Genomic DNA, 16,862 nt, shown 5'->3' on the forward strand with positions numbered 1-16,862 from the left:
TTCGCGACGCCAAACCTGACCGACCGCACCCAGTCTGTAGCGAGCGTTCGGCCTTTACTAGCCTGCTCCTTCAAGGCAGAACCGTTGCAACTCAGGCCCGGCTGCTCTTCAAAGAGATAGCCCAATTCCCCCTGCTACCGCAATTGCGAGCGTCGACTGCCAGCTGGACGTTTTGCCTCATGCGAAGCTTGGTTTACGCGCCGCTTTCGATCCGATGCTCCCATTGAGGGCTTCACGATGTTTGTGTTGCCTTGAAGAAGCTCTGCGACGTTCGTATTGAGCGCATACGCCAGCGTACCTAAGGTCCACAACGATGGATTTGCCAACCCTCGCTCGACCAACGAGATATATGTGCGATCGAGTTCGCAGTCGAAAGCCAGTTCTGCCTGGGATCTGTCGGCCGCAATCCTGAGCGTCTTAATGCGCTTGCCAAGCGCGACCGAAATTGCCTCCCTGCGTGGCGCAGGGCGTGGCTTTCGTTGCTGGACAGGAATCGCGGGCATGAACCCGAACAATCTCGCTTTGCAGCGCTAGAATCGACGGCGTATACACTGCATAGACGGTGCTGCCATGAGTTCCTCTTCGGTGTCTCCCTTTCCCACGGCCCGGCCCTTTAGGCTGCCGGCATCGGTGCTGCGCCCTCGCATTCCTGCATCGGCGGAGCCGTTCCGCAGTGACCCTGCCCACCGCATCGGGCATCAGGTTCGCGCCTTGCGCATTGCTGCCGGTGCATCCGGCGGTGAACTGGCAGCCAGCTCCGGCGTCTCCCGTTCCATGCTGTCCCGCATCGAGCGCGGTCTTGTGTCTCCTTCCGTCGAAACCCTAGACCGCATCGCCAATGGCCTGGGCGTGCCCGTTTCCCGCTTCTTCAGCGACCAGACCAGCCGAACGGACTTCTCGTTCGTGCCGGCCGGGAAGGGCATCCGGGTCGACCGCGTGGGCGCGGTCGCCGGCTACCGCTACGAACTCCTGGGTCACCAGCTGTCGGGCAACCTGTTCGTCGAGCCGTACCTGGTCACCTTGCTGCCGGAGGCGGAGCCCTACGTCACCTTCCAGCATCCAGGCATCAAGTTCCTGCACCTGGTGACGGGGAGGGTCTCGTACCGGTACGGGGGCAGGGTGGTGAAGCTGGCGCCGGGAGACTCCCTGCAGTTCGACGCGACGGCGCTGCACGGGATCGAGGCCATCGAAGAGGGGCCCGTGAGCTACCTGTCGGTTGTGTTCACGATGCGGGACTAAGGCGCACCGCGCTCCCTTCTTTGTTCCGCGGGCGGGGGTGCCGACTGGCACTGGCTTGGCCGATGAGTCGGGCGTTTCCTCCCGGCGCTAGCCCTTTCGATCCTCGCTAGCTCAGTGCTTGCCGCCTTGACGGGCGGCGTCAACTACCAGAACGGGCAGCTCAATTTCTGGATGAGCGCCGCTAGGCTTGCACGCATGCAGACGGTCGTTCGACCGCGTTGCCGCGAAGCCCGCCGGAGCGCGGGGCCGTCTGCACCATGGCCGCGCTGCGCAGTTCACCGGCCGCAGCGCATCACACGGAAGCACAGTCCGGGAGCCGCCCATGATCGAACTTCGGCACTTGCGTTACTTCACCGCGGTTGCGGAGGAGCTGAACTTCACACGCGCCGCAGAGCGCGTCCATATCGATCCGACGCCGCTTGCGCGCACCGTGCGCGATCTGGAGGAACGCCTGGGCGTTTCGCTCTTCGTGCGAACGCCGCGCCGACTGCTGTTGACGCCCGCCGGAGCCTGCTTGGTCGAGGAGGCCCGCGCGGTTCTGGGCCGGGTGCACCTTCTGGAAAACACCCTACGGTCTACCGATGCCTGCTTTCATGCGCCGCTGCGCATCGGCGTGGCCGACGGGATCGCGCAGCGCCGGTTGTCCGAATGCTTCGCCACCTGGTCGCAACGTGATCCAGCGATTCCGCTGGACCTGGTCGAGTTGCGCGCGACGGAACTCGCCGCAGCGCTGCGGCGCGAGGAGCTCGATGCAGGCTTCACCTTCGGGCTGCCCGACGACGAGACGCTCGCCCAGGAGCCCGTCTGGGACTACCCGGTGCAGGCGATCCTCCCGGCCGCGCATGCGCTCGCGGGCTTGCCCAGCGTGCCGATCGACGAACTGCTGAACTACGCCTTGGTGTCCTGCGACCCGCAGCGGCATCCCGGTCTCTGGCAGCAGATGCGCAGCATCGTGCAGCGTTACACCCTGCAGCCCACGCTCGCGGGGGAGGCCCACACGCTTGCCGGCTACGTCACCCGGGTGGCTGCACGCATCGGGGTCGGGCTGGCCGACAGCGGCCACATCGAGACCCTCGGTCGCACGGACATCGCGGTCGTGCCCCTGGCACAGCAGGAGCACATCGTCACCTACGTGGCCTACAAGCAGCGCCGCGGTGGGCTGCCCGACACGCTGCAGGACTTCATCGACCACGCCAAGACGGTGCAGGTCGGCGAGCACACCGTTCAGAACTGACCGGGGGCAGGGGAGGGACGACCGTCGGCCATTCGGCTTGGCGGCACCCCTCAGCCGGCGAACTCGCTGGCGTACGCCTGGCCACGCTCCCATGGGTGTGTCGTTCGCGGGCCCGATTCCAGACTTGGGGCAAGCGCTGCCGCTGCGGCCAGCGCACTGGATCTCACGACGCAAAGGAGCTGGCTCATGCCGACGAGAGGAGCGACCGGCATTCTGTTCGGGCAGCTACTGGTGGTGCCCAGCGTGGCCCTCGGTGGCCTGTGGGCGGGCACGCAGTGGACGGCCCATGCACTGGGCCACCAGGCACGGCTTGGGCCCACCTGGTTCGATGTGTTCGACCTGCCGGTCTACGAGCCCTGGAAGCTGTTCGAGTGGTGGTACTTCTACGATGCCTATGCGCCGGCGGTCTTTCAGCGCGGCGGCGTGATCGCCGCGTCGGGTGGGATGCTGGCCACCGGGGTCGCGATCGGCATGGCGGTCTGGCGTTCGCGGCTGGCCAGACGCGTGACGACCTACGGCTCCGCGCGCTGGGCCGAGGCGCAGGAGATCCAGCAGGCGGGACTGACCCGGGTGGCAGGGGTGTTCCTGGGCAAGCTGGGCGGTAAGCCGCCGCTGTACCTCCGTCACGAGGGGCCGGAGCATGTGATGGTCTTCGCGCCGACCCGCTCGGGCAAGGGCGTCGGCCTGGTGATCCCGACGCTGCTGTCGTGGACCGGCTCCGCGGTCATCCATGACATCAAGGGCGAGAACTGGCAGCTCACGGCGGGCTGGCGCGCGCGCTTCAGCCATTGCCTGCTGTTCAATCCGACCGACAGGAAGTCGGCAGCGTACAACCCGCTGCTCGAGGTGCGCCGCGGCATGCACGAGGTGCGAGACGTGCAGAACATCGCGGACATCCTGGTCGACCCCGAGGGTGCGCTGGAGCGTCGCAACCATTGGGAGAAGACCAGCCACGCGTTGCTGGTCGGCGTGATCCTCCACGTGCTCTACGCCTGCAGCGACAAGACGCTGCGTGGCGTCGCGAACTTCCTGTCCGACCCGGCCTGGCCCTTCGAGGTGACGCTGCGCCGGATGATGACGACCCGGCACCTCGGTGACGGCGTCCATCCCGTCGTGGCCTCCGCGGCGCGCGAGGTGCTCAATAAGAGCGACAACGAGCGCTCCGGGGTGCTGTCGACCGCCATGAGCTTCCTGGGGCTGTACCGTGACCCCACGGTGGCCGAAGTGACGTCGCGCTGCGACTGGCGCATCGCCGACCTGATCTCGGCCGAGCACCCGGTGTCGCTGTACCTGGTCGTGCCGCCCTCGGACATCAGCCGCACCAAGCCGCTGATCCGGCTGATCCTCAATCAGATCGGCCGGCGCCTGACCGAATCGCTGGACGGCTCGGACGGCATTGCGCGCAGGCACAAGCTGCTCCTGATGCTCGACGAGTTCCCGGCGCTGGGCCGGTTGGACTTCTTCGAGTCCGCGCTGGCCTTCATGGCGGGCTACGGCCTGCGCGCTTTCCTCATCGCCCAGTCACTGAATCAGATCGACAAGGCCTACGGCCAGAACCATTCGATCCTGGACAACTGCCACGTGCGCATCGCCTTTGCCACCAACGACGAGCGCACCGCCAAGCGCATCTCGGAGGCGCTGGGCACCGGCACCGAGCTGCGCGCGCAGCGCAACTACGCCGGACACCGACTGGCGCCCTGGCTCGGCCATCTGATGGTGTCGCGGCAGGAGACCGCACGGCCGCTGCTCACGCCGGGTGAGGTGATGCAGCTGCCGCCGGACGACGCGGTGGTGATGGTCTCGGGCCACCCACCGATCAAGGCGAAGAAGCTGCGCTACCACCAGGACCGGAATTTCATGGTGCGGGTGCTTCCGCCGCCGGCGCTGGCGTCGGGCGTGTACGCGGATCGGCCTGCGGCGCGGTCGGACGACTGGAGCGGTCTGGTGCCGCTCGCAGCGCCCGAATCGACTGGCGCCGGGGCGTCCGGTGGCTTTGCCGACGAGGGCGGTCACCAACTCAAGCCCGAGCTCGAAGTGGTGCAGGACCTCGCGCCGCTTCCCGAGGACGACGGCCTGCTGGTGCTGGACGACGAGGACGATGTGCCGCTGCGCCCGCAGGACGTGGACCGGCAGCTCGCCCGGAACGCGCGCCTGGCCGCGCTCGACCCCGACGACGGGATCGCGCTATGACCCGCGCGCGCCTGAACATCTTCATCGAACCGGCGCACGCCAAGCGGCTGGACCAGGTCGCTGCGCACCGGGGCGTCTCGAAGTCCGCGGTGATTGCGGCGGCGCTGGCGGCCTTCCTCTCGCCGGACGGCGAGGATCAGCGCCAGGTGGCGCTGGGCAAGCGCCTGGACCGGCTCTCGCGCCAGTTCGAGCGGCTGGAGCGCGACCAGGGCGTGCTGATCGAGACCTTCGCCCTGTACCTGCGGCATTACCTGACGGTGGCCCTACCGGTGCCCGAGCACCAGCAGGACGCGATGCGCGCGCAGGGACGCGCGCGCTACGCCCAGTTCATCCAACAGCTCGCCCGGCACATCCAGCGCGGGCGCAGCCTGGTGCGGGACATCCATGCGGAGAGCGAGGCGGACGCCTCGACCGCGCATGCCGCAGCGGGTGACCCATCCACATTCAGTGAAGGAGAAACAGCATGAGGCGCAGCGATGGCGTGCAGGCCGATGGCATGGGGGAGGGTGGCGGTGAATCGGCCGCCCGGCGCAGCCGCATGTTGCGCTCGGCGATGGGACCCGAGATCGCGGCAGCGCTCGACGATCCGGAGGTCATCGAGGTGCTGCTCAATCCCGATGGCTCGCTATGGCTGGACCGCCTGGGGAGCGGTCGCACGCCGACCGGCACGACGCTGCCATCGCCCGTGGCGGAACGAATCATCCGGTTGGTGGCAGCGCACGTACGAGCCGAAGTGCACCCGGGCGCCCCCATCCTGTCGGCCGAGCTGCCCGAGACCGGCGAGCGCTTCCTCGGTGTGCTGCCCCCGGTGGTGCGTGCGCCGTCGTTCGCGATCCGCAAGCGAGCGCTGCGCATCATGACGCTCGCGCACTATGTGGACGACGGCGTGCTGACCGCCGCGCAGGCGGCCTTCCTTCGCACGGCGGTGCGCGACCGGCTGAACATCGTGGTCGCAGGCGGCACCAGCACCGGCAAGACGACGCTGGCCAACGCCTTGCTCGACGAGATTGCCGAGACGCGCGACCGCGTGCTCGTCCTCGAGGACACCGTGGAGCTGCAGTGCCGCAGCGACGATCACGTGGGCATGCGCACCGAGCCGGGCGTCAGCACCCTGGCCGATCTGGTGCGCGCCACCCTGCGCCTGCGGCCGGACCGGATCATCGTCGGCGAAGTGCGCGGCGCGGAAGCCCTGGACCTCCTCAAGGCCTGGGGGACAGGGCATCCGGGCGGCATCGCCACTGTGCATGCCGGCTCGGCCGCCGGTGCGCTCACGCGGCTCGAACAGCTCGTGCAGGAGGTGAGCGTCACCGTCCCGCGCGCCCTCATCGCCGAGACCGTCAATGTCGTCGTCTTCATCGCCGGCCGGGGCCGCGCGCGCCGCGTGCGCGAGATCGCGCGTGTCATCGGGTTCGACAACAACGGCTACCGGCTCGACACCTCGCCGGGGTCGGTATCCCCGTCGACCTCCTCGACTGCTTCGACTTCCTCACCCTCGTCCACCACCGGAGAACCGTCATGACGTCATCCACGCCTGCCTTTTCGCGTCTTTCACGCGTTCCGCACCTTCCACGCCTTTCCGTCAGGCCGCTGCTTCGGACGGCTGCCGTTGGAGCGCTGCCGCTCGCGCTGTGGATGGTGGCGCTGCCCGCGCACGCGGCCGGCTCCAGCATGCCGTGGGAGGCGCCGCTGCAGTCGATCCTCGATTCGATCCAGGGGCCTGTCGCGCGCATCGTTGCGGTGATCGTCATCATCGCCACGGGGCTTGCACTGGCCTTCGGCGACACCTCGGGCGGCTTCCGGAAGCTCATCCAGATCGTCTTCGGGCTGTCGATCGCCTTCGCGGCCTCCAGCTTCTTCCTGACCTTCTTCAGCTTCTCCGGCGGCGCGGTGCTGGCATGAGCATGGCCGCCACCGAGATGCCGACCTCGGGACCACCGGGGTTCGAGGTGCCCCTGCACCGGTCGCTCACCGAGCCGATCCTCATGGGCGGCGCACCGCGCACGGTGGCGATCGCCAATGGCACCCTGGCCGCCGCGGTCGGGCTGGGCCTGCAGCTCTGGCTGCCGGGTCTTGCCCTGTGGATCGTCGGGCACGCGTTGGCCGTCTGGGGTGCGCGCACGGACCCGCAGTTCATGCAGGTCTTCGCGCGGCACATCAAGCACCGCGCCTTGCTGGACGTGTGAGGCCGAAGGCGGAGCACTCGCGATGATGAACCTCACCGAATACCGCAGGCGTCCGGCACTGCTGGCCGACTGGCTCCCGTGGGCCGGTCTGGTCGCCCCCGGCGTCGTGCTCAACAAGGACGGCGCCTTCCAGCGCACGGCGCGTTTCCGGGGACCGGACCTCGACAGCGCGACACCGGGTGAGCTGGTCGCCACGTCGGCACGGCTGAACAACGCGCTGCGCCGGTTCGGATCGGGCTGGGCCCTGTTCGTGGGCGCCGAGCGCCGGCCGGCCGCGGACTATCCCGAGTCGTCCTTCCCGGAGCCCTTGTCCTGGCTGGTCGATGAGGAGCGCCGCGCGGCCTTCGAGGAGGCGTCGAGCCACTTCGAGAGCCGTTACCACCTGACGCTGCTGTACCTGCCGCCCGAGGAGTCGCGCGCGCGGGCCGGCCGGCTGCTCTACGAGAACCAGACGACGGACGGGGCGGACGGCCCGGACTGGCGGGCGCGGCTGGGCGCCTTCGTGGCCGAGACCGAACGGATCTTCGGCCTGCTCGAAGGCGTGATGCCGGAGATCGCCTGGCTCAACGACGGACAGAGCCTGACCTACCTGCATGCGTGCATCTCGACGAGAGGCCATCCGGTGGCGGCGCCCGAGGTGCCCATGCACCTCGATGCGCTGCTGGCCGACGAGCCCCTCGTGGGCGGGCTCGCGCCGATGTTGGGCAGCGCGCATCTTCGGGTGCTGACGGTGCGGGGCTTTCCGACGTCGACCTGGCCCGGCCTGCTCGATGACCTGAACCGCCTGGGCTTCGCGTACCGCTGGAGCACGCGCTTCATCTGCCTGGACAAGTCCGAAGCCGAGAAGGAGCTCGCACGCCTGAGGCGCCAGTGGTTCGTCAAGCGCAAGAACATCGTGGCGCTGCTGCGCGAGACGATCTTCCAGCAGGAGAGTCCGCTGCTCGATTCCGATGCGGCGAACAAGGCCTCGGATGCCGACGCGGCCTTGCAGGAGCTCGGCAGCGACCAGGTGGCCTTCGGCTATGTCACCGCCACCGTGACGCTGCTGGACGTGGATGCTGCCTCGGCCGACGAGAAGCTGCGGCAGGTCGAGCGCGCCATCCAGGGGCGTGGGTTCGTGACGATCCCCGAGACCCTGAATGCGGTGGACGCCTGGTTGTCGTCGGTCCCCGGCCATGCCTATGCGAACGTGCGCCAGCCCCTCGTCTCGACGCTGAACCTGGCGCACATGATGCCGGTGTCGGCCGTGTGGGCGGGGCCGGAGAAGAACGCGCACCTCGACGGCCCGCCGCTCATCGTCACCCGCACCGACGGTGCGACGCCGTTCCGCCTGGTCACGCACATCGGCGATGTGGGCCACACCCTGGTGGTTGGGCCGACGGGGATGGGCAAGTCGGTGCTGCTCGCCACGCTGGCGATGCAGTTCCGGCGCTACGCGGGGTCGCAGATCCTGGTCTTCGACATGGGGCGCTCGATGCGCGCCACCGTGCTCGGTCTGGGCGGCGAGCACTACGACCTCGGGGCCGAAGGGGCCATCGCGTTCCAGCCGTTGGCGCGCATCGACCGGGACGGCGAGCGTGCCTGGGCGGCCGAGTGGATCGAGGGCCGGCTGCTGCAGGAGGGCGTGGTCGTCGGCCCGCCCGAGAAGGATGCGGTATGGTCGGCGCTGAACAGCCTCGCCAGCGCACCGGTGGACCAGCGCACGATGACCGGCTTGTCTGTGCTGCTGCAGTCGAACGCGCTGCGGCTGGCCCTGCAGCCCTATGTGCTCGGTGGTGCCCACGGCAGGCTGCTCGACGCCGATTCTGACCGCCTGGGCGACGGCGCCATCCAATGCTTCGAGATGGAGGAGCTGATGCAGAGCAAGGCCGCGGTGATGGCCGTGCTGGGCTACCTCTTCGCCCGTTTCGACGCGCGATTCGATGGTGCGCCGACGCTGCTGATCCTGGACGAGGCCTGGCTTTTTTTGGACGACCCGGTCTTCGCGTCGCGCATCCGGCAGTGGCTCAAGACGCTGCGCAAGAAGAACGTGTCGGTCGTCTTCGCGACCCAGTCGCTGGCCGACGTGAAGGACTCGACCGTCGCGCCGGCCATCGTCGAGAGCTGCGCGAGCCGGATCTTCCTGCCGAACCCGCAGGCGACCGAGCCACAGATCCGGTCGATCTACGAGGGCTTCGGACTGAACACCCGGCAGATCGAGATCGTCGCGACCGCGCAGCCCAAGCGCGACTACTACTACCAGTCGCGGCTCGGCAACCGGGTGTTCGATCTCGGGCTGGGGCCGGTGGCGCTGGCTTTCGCGGGGGCGTCGTCGCCGGAAGACCAGCGCGCCATGGATGCAGTGCTCGCCGATGGCGGGGCCGACCCATTCGCTGCGGCCTGGCTGCGCCATCGCGGCCTGGACTGGGCGGCCGATCTCATCCCGTCGTTCCCGTTTCCTTCACCTACCTTGCAGGAGAAGTCGCCATGAAGAAGCTTCGCAAATCCTTGGTCGCTGCTGCGGCTGCATCGCTGATCGGCATGGCGCCCGCGGTGCATGCGCAGTGGGTCGTGATCGATCCTACGAACCTGGCGCAGAACATCATGACGGCGGCCAACACGCTCGAGCAGATCAACAACCAGATCAAGCAGCTGCAGAACCAGGCGCAGTCGCTCATGAACCAGGCGAAGAACCTGACGAGCCTGGACTTCAGCGCACTGAACGAACTGCGCGCGGCCCTGTCGGCGACGAACCAGCTGATCCAGCAGGCCCGGGGCCTGGCCTTCAACGTCCAGCAGATGGAGGCGCAGTTCCAGCAGCTGTATCCGGCGTCGTTCAGTGCGTCGGTTTCCAGCGGCCAGATGGTGCTCGATGCGCGCAGGCGCTGGACAAATTCGCTCGAGGCGCTTCGCACTGCGACCCAGGTGCAGTCGCAGGCGATGCAGAACTTCGCCTCGGACGAATCGACGCTGACGGATCTGCTCAACCGCAGCCAGTCGGCCGTGGGCGCACTGCAAGCCACGCAGGCGACCAACCAACTGCTCGCGCTGCAGGCCCGGCAGGCGATGCAGGCGCAGCAGCTCCAGATCACCCAGGACCGTGCGGCCGCCTTGGAACAGGCGCGGCAGGTCGCTGTCCAAGAGCGTGCGCGCGAGGTGCGGCGGCGCTTCATGGGGTCGGGCACGCCGTACACGCCCTACACGGTTAACTTCTACAGCGAGTGAGGGGCGTGCCGTGCACTCGCTTCTGACCCATGCGTGGGTGGCTTCGGCGCTGCTGTTGGCCGCCTGCGGCAAGCCCGCACCGATCGAGTCCGTCGATTCGCTCGTGGCGAATCCGGAGCGCCTCCGGGAACTGCGCACGCAGTGCCGGGCCGGCCGCGCGCAGGTGGGCGAGGTGCAGTGCAATGCGGTGGTCGAAGCCACGCGCAGACGCTTCTTTGGCAGCGGTGGACCGAAGTACACGCCGCCGGCATCTCCTCCGCGCGGGTTCTGGCAGGACGGCCGTGCCGCTGCGCCCGCGCCGGCATCTCGATCGCCCGTGTACTCGGCTTCCGAGGAATAGCCGTGCAGGACGCTGCGGTGATCGACCGCTTTCTGGATGTGTTCTCGCGCTATATCGACTCTGGCTTCGGGTTGCTGCGCGGCGAGGTCGCCTTTCTGACTGTCACGTTGATCGCGATCGACATGACCCTTGCAGGGCTGTTCTGGGCCATGAGCCATGCCTCTGGCCAGGGCGATGACGTGATCGCCAAGCTCGTCCGAAAGGTGCTGTACGTGGGCACCTTCGCCTACATCCTGGGCAACTTCAACAGCCTCGCCGGCATCGTCTTCCAGTCATTCGCTGGGTTGGGCTTGACAGCATCCGGCTCGGGCATGAGCCAGGCACAGCTGCTGCAGCCCGGCCAACTCGCCAAGGTGGGCATCGACGCAGCTCGCCCGATCATGGAGCAGATCAACAACATGACCGGGTTTCCGGAGGTGTTCGCCCACCTGGACACCATCGCGGTGTTGTTCCTCGCGTGGCTCGTGCTGATCGTGACCTTCTTCATCCTGGCGGTGCAGCTCTTCGTCACGCTGATCGAGTTCAAGCTGACGACGCTCGCCGGCTTTGTGCTGGTGCCGTTCGCGCTGTGGAACAAGACGGCGTTCCTGGCCGAGAAGGTGCTCGGCAACGTGGTGTCGTCCGGCGTCAAGGTGCTGGTGCTGGCGGTCATCGTGGGGATCGGCTCCGGACTCTTCGCCGAGTTCACCGTCCCGCCCGGTGCCGACCCGAGCATCGACCATGCGCTGATCATCATGCTGGCATCGCTGGCGATGCTGGGCCTCGGGATCTTTGGACCGGGAATCGCGACCGGGTTGGTGGCCGGCGCGCCGCAGCTTGGCGCGGGTGCCGCCGTCGGCACCGCCATCGGTGCGGCAGGGCTTGCCGTGACCGGCGGTGCGGCCGTGGCTGGCGCCGGTTCCGCGGTCGCAGCGGGCGCACGGATGGCGCCCGGTGCGGCGCGTGCGGTCATCGGAGGCGGAGCGAATGCCGCGCGCTCGGCCAGTGCCCTGGCCAGCGGCGCGAAGTCGGCCTACCAGGCGGGGGCTGCCGCAGCGGATGGTGCCAGAACGCGCGCAGCCGGTGCCGGGCTCGCCAACGTCGCCAAGGCCGGCGCGAGTGCGGCCGGCCAGCGCATCGCGTCCGGTGCCAGGGCGGTCACGGACCGCGTGGCGGACTTCGTGGCCGACGCAGCGGCACCGGCGTCTTTCTCTGCATCCGGAGCATCCGCCGAAGGCAGCGCGGCCGCCGCGCCTGCATCCGAACCGGCATGGGCGCGGCGCATGCGCCGCAAGCAGCAGGCGACCCACGCCGCGACCACCGCCGCCCACGTGTTGCGCTCGGGCGACCACGGCGGCAGTGGCGCCAGCCCGAGCCTGCAGGACAACGCCAACCCTTGATCGACTGCTGAGGAGAACCCATGCGTTTCAAACGACCCCAGGTGCGGTACTCGGACACGCCGGAGCCCGTCACTCCCTACCAGGCCGCCGCCCAGGTCTGGGACCAGCGCATCGGCGAGAGCCGGGTGCAGGCGAAGAACTGGCGGCTGATGGCCTTCGGCGCCTTGTCGCTGGCACTGCTCATGGCCGGCGGTCTGGTCTGGCGCTCGGCCCAGTCCATCGTGACGCCCTATGTTGTCGAGGTGGACCACGCCGGGCAAGTGCGGGCCGTGGGCGAAGCAGCCGCGCCGTACAGGCCCACCGACGCGCAGATCGCGTTTCACCTGGCGCGCTTCGTCAGCGATGTGCGCTCGCTCTCCATCGACCCGGTGGTGGTTCGTCGGAACTGGCTCGAAGCCTACGACTACACGACCGACCGAGGCGCCGCGACGCTGAACGACCACGCGCGCACGCACGATCCGTTCGCCCGCGTCGGGCAGAACTCCGTCGCGGTGGAGGTGACCAGCGTGGTGCGAGCGAGCGACACCTCGTTCCAGGTGCGCTGGATCGAGCGCAGTTATGTCAACGGCTCCCCTGCCGGCGTCGAGCGCTGGACGGCGGTGCTGTCCGTCGTGCTGCAGCCGCCTCGTACCGAGGAGCGGCTGCGCAAGAACCCGTTGGGCATTTACGTCAACGGTCTGTCGTGGAGTCGTGAACTCGACGCATCGCAAGGAGCCAAGCCGTGAAGCAACATAGCCGTAGAGCCACGTCGCTCTCGATCCCTCTTGCCACGCTGTTGACCGTTTCGGGCTGTGCGACGCAGGTCAAACCGCCGCCGGTGATCTCTCTCGATGAACCTGTGGCCGTGGCTGCGAAGGCGTTGCCCGAACCGGTGATGCCCGTCGAGGTGGTTGCGGTTCCGGCGCCATTGCCGGAGCAGATGAAAGCGCTGCCGGCCGAGGCGGAGGCGAAGCCGGTGCCGGAGCCGGCCGACGACCGGGTGCGTGTCTCGCGCGCGAATGACGAAGCGCGCATCGCGCCTACGCGTGAAGGCTACGTCAATGCCATCCAGGTCTGGCCCTATGCGGACGGTGCGCTGTACCAGGTCTACACCAGCCCGGGGCGGGTGACCGTCATCGCGCTGCAGGAAGGCGAGGAGCTGGTGACGGTCTCCGCCGGCGACACGGTGCGCTGGATCGTGGGCGACACGGCCAGCGGCTCGGGGGCCACCCTGCGCGTGAACGTCCTGGTGAAGCCAACGCGCACCGGTCTCAAGACCAACCTCGTCATCACCACGAACCGGCGGACCTACCTGCTGGAGCTGTCTTCCACGCCGCAGGCCTGGATGGCGTCGGTGTCGTGGGACTACCCGAGGGATCGGATGCTCGCGCTGCAGAAACAGGCACGCGAGGCCCAGGCGGCGGCACCCGTGGATGCGGGCCTGTCGCTGGAACAGATCCGCTTCCGCTATGCGATCACGGGCGACGGCCCGTCCTGGAGGCCATTGCGCGCCTTCGACGATGGGCAGAGGGTCTACATCCAGTTCCCGGGCGGCATCGCCCAGGGCGAGTTGCCGCCTCTCTTCGTCATCGGACCACAGGGGGACGGCCAGCTCGTCAATTACCGCTTCCGGTCGCCGTACTACGTGGTGGACCGGCTCTTCGGAGCGGCCGAGCTGCGGCTGGGCGGGTTCAAGGGGGGCAAGGCCGAGGTCGTGCGCATCGAACGCACCGATGGCGCGCCGCGCGGGAGTGGATCGTGAGCGAGACCGCTGCACCATTACCCAAGGCCGATCCGGAGACCCTGGCGCTGCGGGCGCAGCCGCGTCCTGTCGTTCGCCTGAATCGCCGGGTGCTGGCCGTCGGCGCCGGCACGCTGGCGGCGGCCGTGCTGGGGGGCACCTTGTGGACGCTGCAGTCGCAGCAGCGTTCCCATGTACCGGCGAATGAGCTGTACAACGTTGATCGCATCGCGAGGTCTGAGAACCTCGATCGGTTGCCCAAGGATTACGCCGGCCTTGCACCGACACCGAAGGCAGCGCCGCCGGTGCTGGGCGAGCCGCTGCCGGGCGACCTGGGGCCTGCCATCGTGAAATCGCAGCAACCAGGGGACCCGCGTATGACGCCGCGCGGCACGGACCCGGCGCAACTGGCGGCCGACGAGGCGGCGCGGTCGCCGGTCTTCTTCCGGGGGGCCGGTGGCGGCGGTGGCGGCAGGGCGGTGTCTGCACCCTCGCCGACGACTCCAGACACGCGCACGAGCGCAGCTATTGCTGGCTCGAGCCCGAACCCGTTCGATGCAATGGCTGCCGGCACGTCGGCTGCCCCTGCAGATCCGACGACTGCGCAGAACCGGCAGGATGCCAAAGCGGCGTTCATGACGAAGGCGGGCGAGGGCGGCACGCGCAACCAGGGGAGTCTGCAGCTGCCCGCATCGCCGTACCAGGTGATGGCCGGCACGGTGATCTCCGCGGCATTGGTGACGGGCATCAATTCGGACCTGCCGGGGCAGGTGATCGCCAACGTCACCGAGGCGGTGTACGACACGGCCACAGGGCGTCATCTGTTGATCCCGCAGGGCTCGCGCCTGATGGGACGCTACGACAGCCAGGTGTCGTTCGGGCAGCGGCGCGTGCTGCTGGTGTGGACACGGCTGATCCTGCCGGACACCTCGTCGGTGGCACTGGACCGCTTGCCGGGGATCGACCCGGCCGGTTATGCAGGGCTCGAGGATGGGGTCGACTGGCACTGGGAGCGGATCCTCGCAGGGGCGGCCCTGTCGACACTGTTGGGCGTCGGGGCGGAGCTGGCCGCCCCGGAGAGCAGCACGGGTCAAGACGGCAATCGGACCGTGATCGCGATTCGCGAAGGCACGCAGGACTCGATCAGCCAGGTCGGGCAGGAGATCACCAGGCGCAATGCGAGCATCCAACCGACGTTGACGATCCGGCCGGGGTTTCCGATGCGGGTGATGGTGAGCAAGGACCTGATCCTGCGGCCCTACCAGCCGCTGTTCTTCCAGCGCGGTTCGTCGCAATGAGCAGGAACACCACGCGCTTGAGCTTGGGCGCGCTGCCCAGGGCGGAGGTCGTCAAGCTGACCATCGCCGTGCCAGCCGAGCTCAAGCTGCAGCTTGATGCCTATGCCGCGGTGCACAGTCGGCTGCATGGACCGGTGGATGCGGTAGGGCTGATCCCGCACATGCTCTCGGCCTTCATCGCGCGCGACCGTGGCTTCAAGGCGGCGCTGAGGGTGAAGCAGCCGAGGCCGATCGATCCGAGCGCATAGCCCTTACCCGAGGCGCCGCGCCAGCAGGTCGGCTTGCTCGGCGAACTTTGCAGGACTCTTGCGTTGCAGCTGCGCCAGGTTCTGCAGCTTCCAGCGAATGCCCGGCAGATCCTCCGCATGCGCAATGCTCAGCAACCGCCATTCGGGTTGCCCATTGACGAGCGACAGCAGAAAGCGGCGCTCGTCGGCATCGAGGCTGCTTTGCAATTCATGCACCATGCGCTCGCGTGCGACGAGCAGCGCGTCCAATGCCACAGGCTCGGTGGTCATGCCCCTGAAATTGCGTTCGTACTCCTGGCCGATATCACGCATGGCCGGGAACAGGACTTCATGGACGGGACGGTTGTGGCTGGCGATGTAGACCACGAAGGCCCGTCGAATGCCGGGAGTGATGCCTTCGTGAGCGAACAGCTGCATCACGTCAAACAGGTCGCGGGGATGCTGGCGATCCATGGCCGCGACGAGCTTCCCGCCGTACACGTCCTCCAGCGATACCACCGGAATCTCCAGTTCAGCCAGCAAGGCCTCGCGGGCCGCGGGCGTCAGGGCCGCAGCGCGCACGGGACGGACGGTGCCACGCATCACGAAGTTCACTTCGACCTTCACTTCGATCTTTCCGCGTCGCACCAGCAGTTTGGTTTCGCCGGCCTCGGCCGTCGCCAGCGTGTGCGTCTGAAACCCTCGAGCATTCAGCCGCTCGGCAGCGTGCCGGATGGCGTCATTGATGCGGGCGAGTGCTGCGTCGCGAGGCAAGCTGTGGTCGGGGAAGACCAGATCCAGATCGACCGAGAGCCGTGGCATGTCCCGGATGAACAGATTGATCGCGGTGCCGCCCTTGAGCGCGAAGGTTCCGTCCGCGAAGACGAGCGGCGCGATCTGCGTCAACAGCCGGGCGGTGTCGAGGTAGGTCTGGTTCATGGCTTGAGCACCAGAAGCCCGTCGGACGAGCGGGACACCCAGGCCCTGGCGCTGCCGGTGGGCAAGTGCGAGGGGTCCAGCTTCTTCGCCCAGGGCAGGGAGAGTTCACCCCCGAGTTGCAGACACAGACGCACGGTCTTGACGCTGGTGCAGCGTTGCAACAGTTCGCGCAGCACATCGGCACGCAAGCCGTATCCGCTCTCTGCCAGCTCGCGCGCTTCTTTCAGCGGCTGTCTCACGCCGACTTCGCTGAGCACTTCAAGGAAGCCGCGTTCCGGCGCTGAAACCCGCGCCGCGCCGACGCGCTTCTCGAACGGGCCGACATGCAGCAGGGCCCCCGGTATTTCGTCGAACAGGCGTTTGCGGTGGTATTCGGCCGGGAAGCGCTCGGTGAACCAGTCGGGCAGCTTCGCCGCCGTCCAGCCGTAAAGTTGCAAGACGGGTTGCTGCGACACGTAGTGTCGTACCCCATACCAGTCGAGCGATGACTTGCCGCCGACATGCAGACCGTCAATGGTTCGTTCAAGCAGGAGCAGGCAGGGGTGCAGTTGCAGCACATCGTTCGGGCGGCAGTACACGCCGCGTGCCAAGCGAGTGAGCCAGCCTGCACGCACATAGTGCACAGCGAGGTCGGCGGAGATGCTCCGTGCGGCCAAGTCTGCGGATGTCAACGGGCTTCCCGGCGCCCAGTTGCCATAGAGGTTACTTAGTTTTGTTCTATTTGTCGTAGCCATACTGCGATTTTGCTAAACAATTCAAAAGGTCGCAAATTTTGTTTCACTGGGGTGAGTCGTAGTATTGCTACGACAATCAGAAATAATTCAAATCTATGGATTGTTGAGCTGCGAGGTTGCAAGCGGGCTATTCCGACGCATCGCGAGACGCTATGCGTCCCAAGAACCAGTTGAC

Annotated in this window: 17 protein-coding genes and 1 pseudogene; 15 read left to right on the forward strand and 3 right to left on the reverse strand. The window is 67.7% G+C overall.

Going from position 1 to position 16,862, the window contains the following annotated elements; all coding sequences use genetic code 11:
• Positions 1-134: 134 nt before the first annotated feature.
• Positions 135-503, reverse strand: a complete 369-nt coding sequence (locus N8A90_RS08575; RefSeq protein WP_262074310.1) for a helix-turn-helix domain-containing protein — start codon at positions 501-503, stop codon at positions 135-137.
• A gap of 187 nt (positions 504-690) precedes the next feature.
• On the opposite strand from N8A90_RS08575, the gene N8A90_RS08580 reads away from it, so the two are divergent.
• From N8A90_RS08580 to N8A90_RS08650, 15 genes and pseudogenes are all read left to right on the forward strand, one after another.
• Positions 691-1,239 carry a helix-turn-helix domain-containing protein gene (locus N8A90_RS08580; RefSeq protein WP_262074418.1) on the forward strand — a complete coding sequence of 183 codons (549 nt, stop codon included), beginning with the start codon at positions 691-693 and terminating at the stop codon, positions 1,237-1,239.
• 322 nt (positions 1,240-1,561) lie between these two features.
• Complete coding sequence (locus N8A90_RS08585; protein ID WP_262074311.1) at positions 1,562-2,473, forward strand: LysR substrate-binding domain-containing protein; 912 nt, start codon at positions 1,562-1,564, stop codon at positions 2,471-2,473.
• A 186-nt stretch (positions 2,474-2,659) separates the two neighbouring features.
• The gene (locus N8A90_RS08590; protein ID WP_262074312.1) at positions 2,660-4,663 is read left to right on the forward strand and encodes a conjugal transfer protein TraG; all 2,004 of its coding nucleotides are present in this window, start codon (positions 2,660-2,662) and stop codon (positions 4,661-4,663) included.
• Positions 4,660-5,130 carry a CopG family transcriptional regulator gene (locus N8A90_RS08595; protein WP_262074313.1) on the forward strand — a complete coding sequence of 157 codons (471 nt, stop codon included), beginning with the start codon at positions 4,660-4,662 and terminating at the stop codon, positions 5,128-5,130. Before N8A90_RS08590 ends, N8A90_RS08595 begins: the two co-directional genes overlap by 4 nt.
• A 29-nt stretch (positions 5,131-5,159) precedes the next feature.
• The gene (gene trbB, locus N8A90_RS08600) at positions 5,160-6,182 is read left to right on the forward strand and encodes a P-type conjugative transfer ATPase TrbB (RefSeq protein ID WP_262074420.1); all 1,023 of its coding nucleotides are present in this window, start codon (positions 5,160-5,162) and stop codon (positions 6,180-6,182) included.
• Positions 6,179-6,562 carry a TrbC/VirB2 family protein gene (locus N8A90_RS08605; RefSeq protein WP_262074314.1) on the forward strand — a complete coding sequence of 128 codons (384 nt, stop codon included), beginning with the start codon at positions 6,179-6,181 and terminating at the stop codon, positions 6,560-6,562. The genes trbB and N8A90_RS08605 overlap by 4 nt, the downstream gene beginning before the upstream one ends.
• Positions 6,563-6,579: 17 nt before the next feature.
• A complete protein-coding gene (locus tag N8A90_RS08610) occupies positions 6,580-6,846 on the forward strand; it encodes a VirB3 family type IV secretion system protein (RefSeq protein WP_262074422.1) in 267 nt (88 codons plus the stop codon).
• A 22-nt stretch (positions 6,847-6,868) separates the two neighbouring features.
• Positions 6,869-9,316, forward strand: a complete 2,448-nt coding sequence (trbE, locus tag N8A90_RS08615; protein ID WP_262074315.1) for a conjugal transfer protein TrbE — start codon at positions 6,869-6,871, stop codon at positions 9,314-9,316.
• On the forward strand, positions 9,313-10,050 hold the full coding sequence (gene trbJ, locus N8A90_RS08620; RefSeq protein WP_262074316.1) for a P-type conjugative transfer protein TrbJ: 738 nt from the start codon (positions 9,313-9,315) through the stop codon (positions 10,048-10,050). Before trbE ends, trbJ begins: the two co-directional genes overlap by 4 nt.
• Positions 10,051-10,072: 22 nt before the next feature.
• Positions 10,073-10,312 (forward strand): annotated as a pseudogene (locus N8A90_RS08625) (EexN family lipoprotein); the annotation flags it as partial.
• An 80-nt stretch (positions 10,313-10,392) separates the two neighbouring features.
• Positions 10,393-11,769, forward strand: coding sequence for a P-type conjugative transfer protein TrbL (trbL, locus tag N8A90_RS08630; protein WP_262074317.1), 1,377 nt, complete (start codon positions 10,393-10,395; stop codon positions 11,767-11,769).
• Positions 11,770-11,789: 20 nt separating this feature from the next.
• Complete coding sequence (gene trbF / locus N8A90_RS08635; protein ID WP_262074318.1) at positions 11,790-12,494, forward strand: conjugal transfer protein TrbF; 705 nt, start codon at positions 11,790-11,792, stop codon at positions 12,492-12,494.
• 32 nt (positions 12,495-12,526) lie between these two features.
• Positions 12,527-13,510, forward strand: a complete 984-nt coding sequence (gene trbG / locus N8A90_RS08640) for a P-type conjugative transfer protein TrbG (protein ID WP_410087655.1) — start codon at positions 12,527-12,529, stop codon at positions 13,508-13,510.
• Positions 13,507-14,787, forward strand: a complete 1,281-nt coding sequence (locus tag N8A90_RS08645; protein WP_262074320.1) for a TrbI/VirB10 family protein — start codon at positions 13,507-13,509, stop codon at positions 14,785-14,787. Before trbG ends, N8A90_RS08645 begins: the two co-directional genes overlap by 4 nt.
• Positions 14,784-15,035 (forward strand): DUF2274 domain-containing protein, encoded by a 252-nt coding sequence (locus N8A90_RS08650; RefSeq protein ID WP_262074322.1) that lies wholly within the window; start codon positions 14,784-14,786, stop codon positions 15,033-15,035. Before N8A90_RS08645 ends, N8A90_RS08650 begins: the two co-directional genes overlap by 4 nt.
• Before the next feature lie 3 nt (positions 15,036-15,038).
• Here the strand turns inward: N8A90_RS08650 and N8A90_RS08655 are convergent, their stop codons facing one another.
• Positions 15,039-15,953 carry a nucleotidyl transferase AbiEii/AbiGii toxin family protein gene (locus N8A90_RS08655; RefSeq protein ID WP_262074324.1) on the reverse strand — a complete coding sequence of 305 codons (915 nt, stop codon included), beginning with the start codon at positions 15,951-15,953 and terminating at the stop codon, positions 15,039-15,041.
• Positions 15,950-16,687 carry a type IV toxin-antitoxin system AbiEi family antitoxin gene (locus tag N8A90_RS08660; RefSeq protein ID WP_262074327.1) on the reverse strand — a complete coding sequence of 246 codons (738 nt, stop codon included), beginning with the start codon at positions 16,685-16,687 and terminating at the stop codon, positions 15,950-15,952. Before N8A90_RS08660 ends, N8A90_RS08655 begins: the two co-directional genes overlap by 4 nt.
• Between the last annotated feature and the right edge of the window lie 175 nt (positions 16,688-16,862).

The organism is Variovorax sp. N23 (assembly GCF_025486315.1).
Classification (GTDB): Bacteria; Pseudomonadota; Gammaproteobacteria; order Burkholderiales; family Burkholderiaceae_C; genus Variovorax.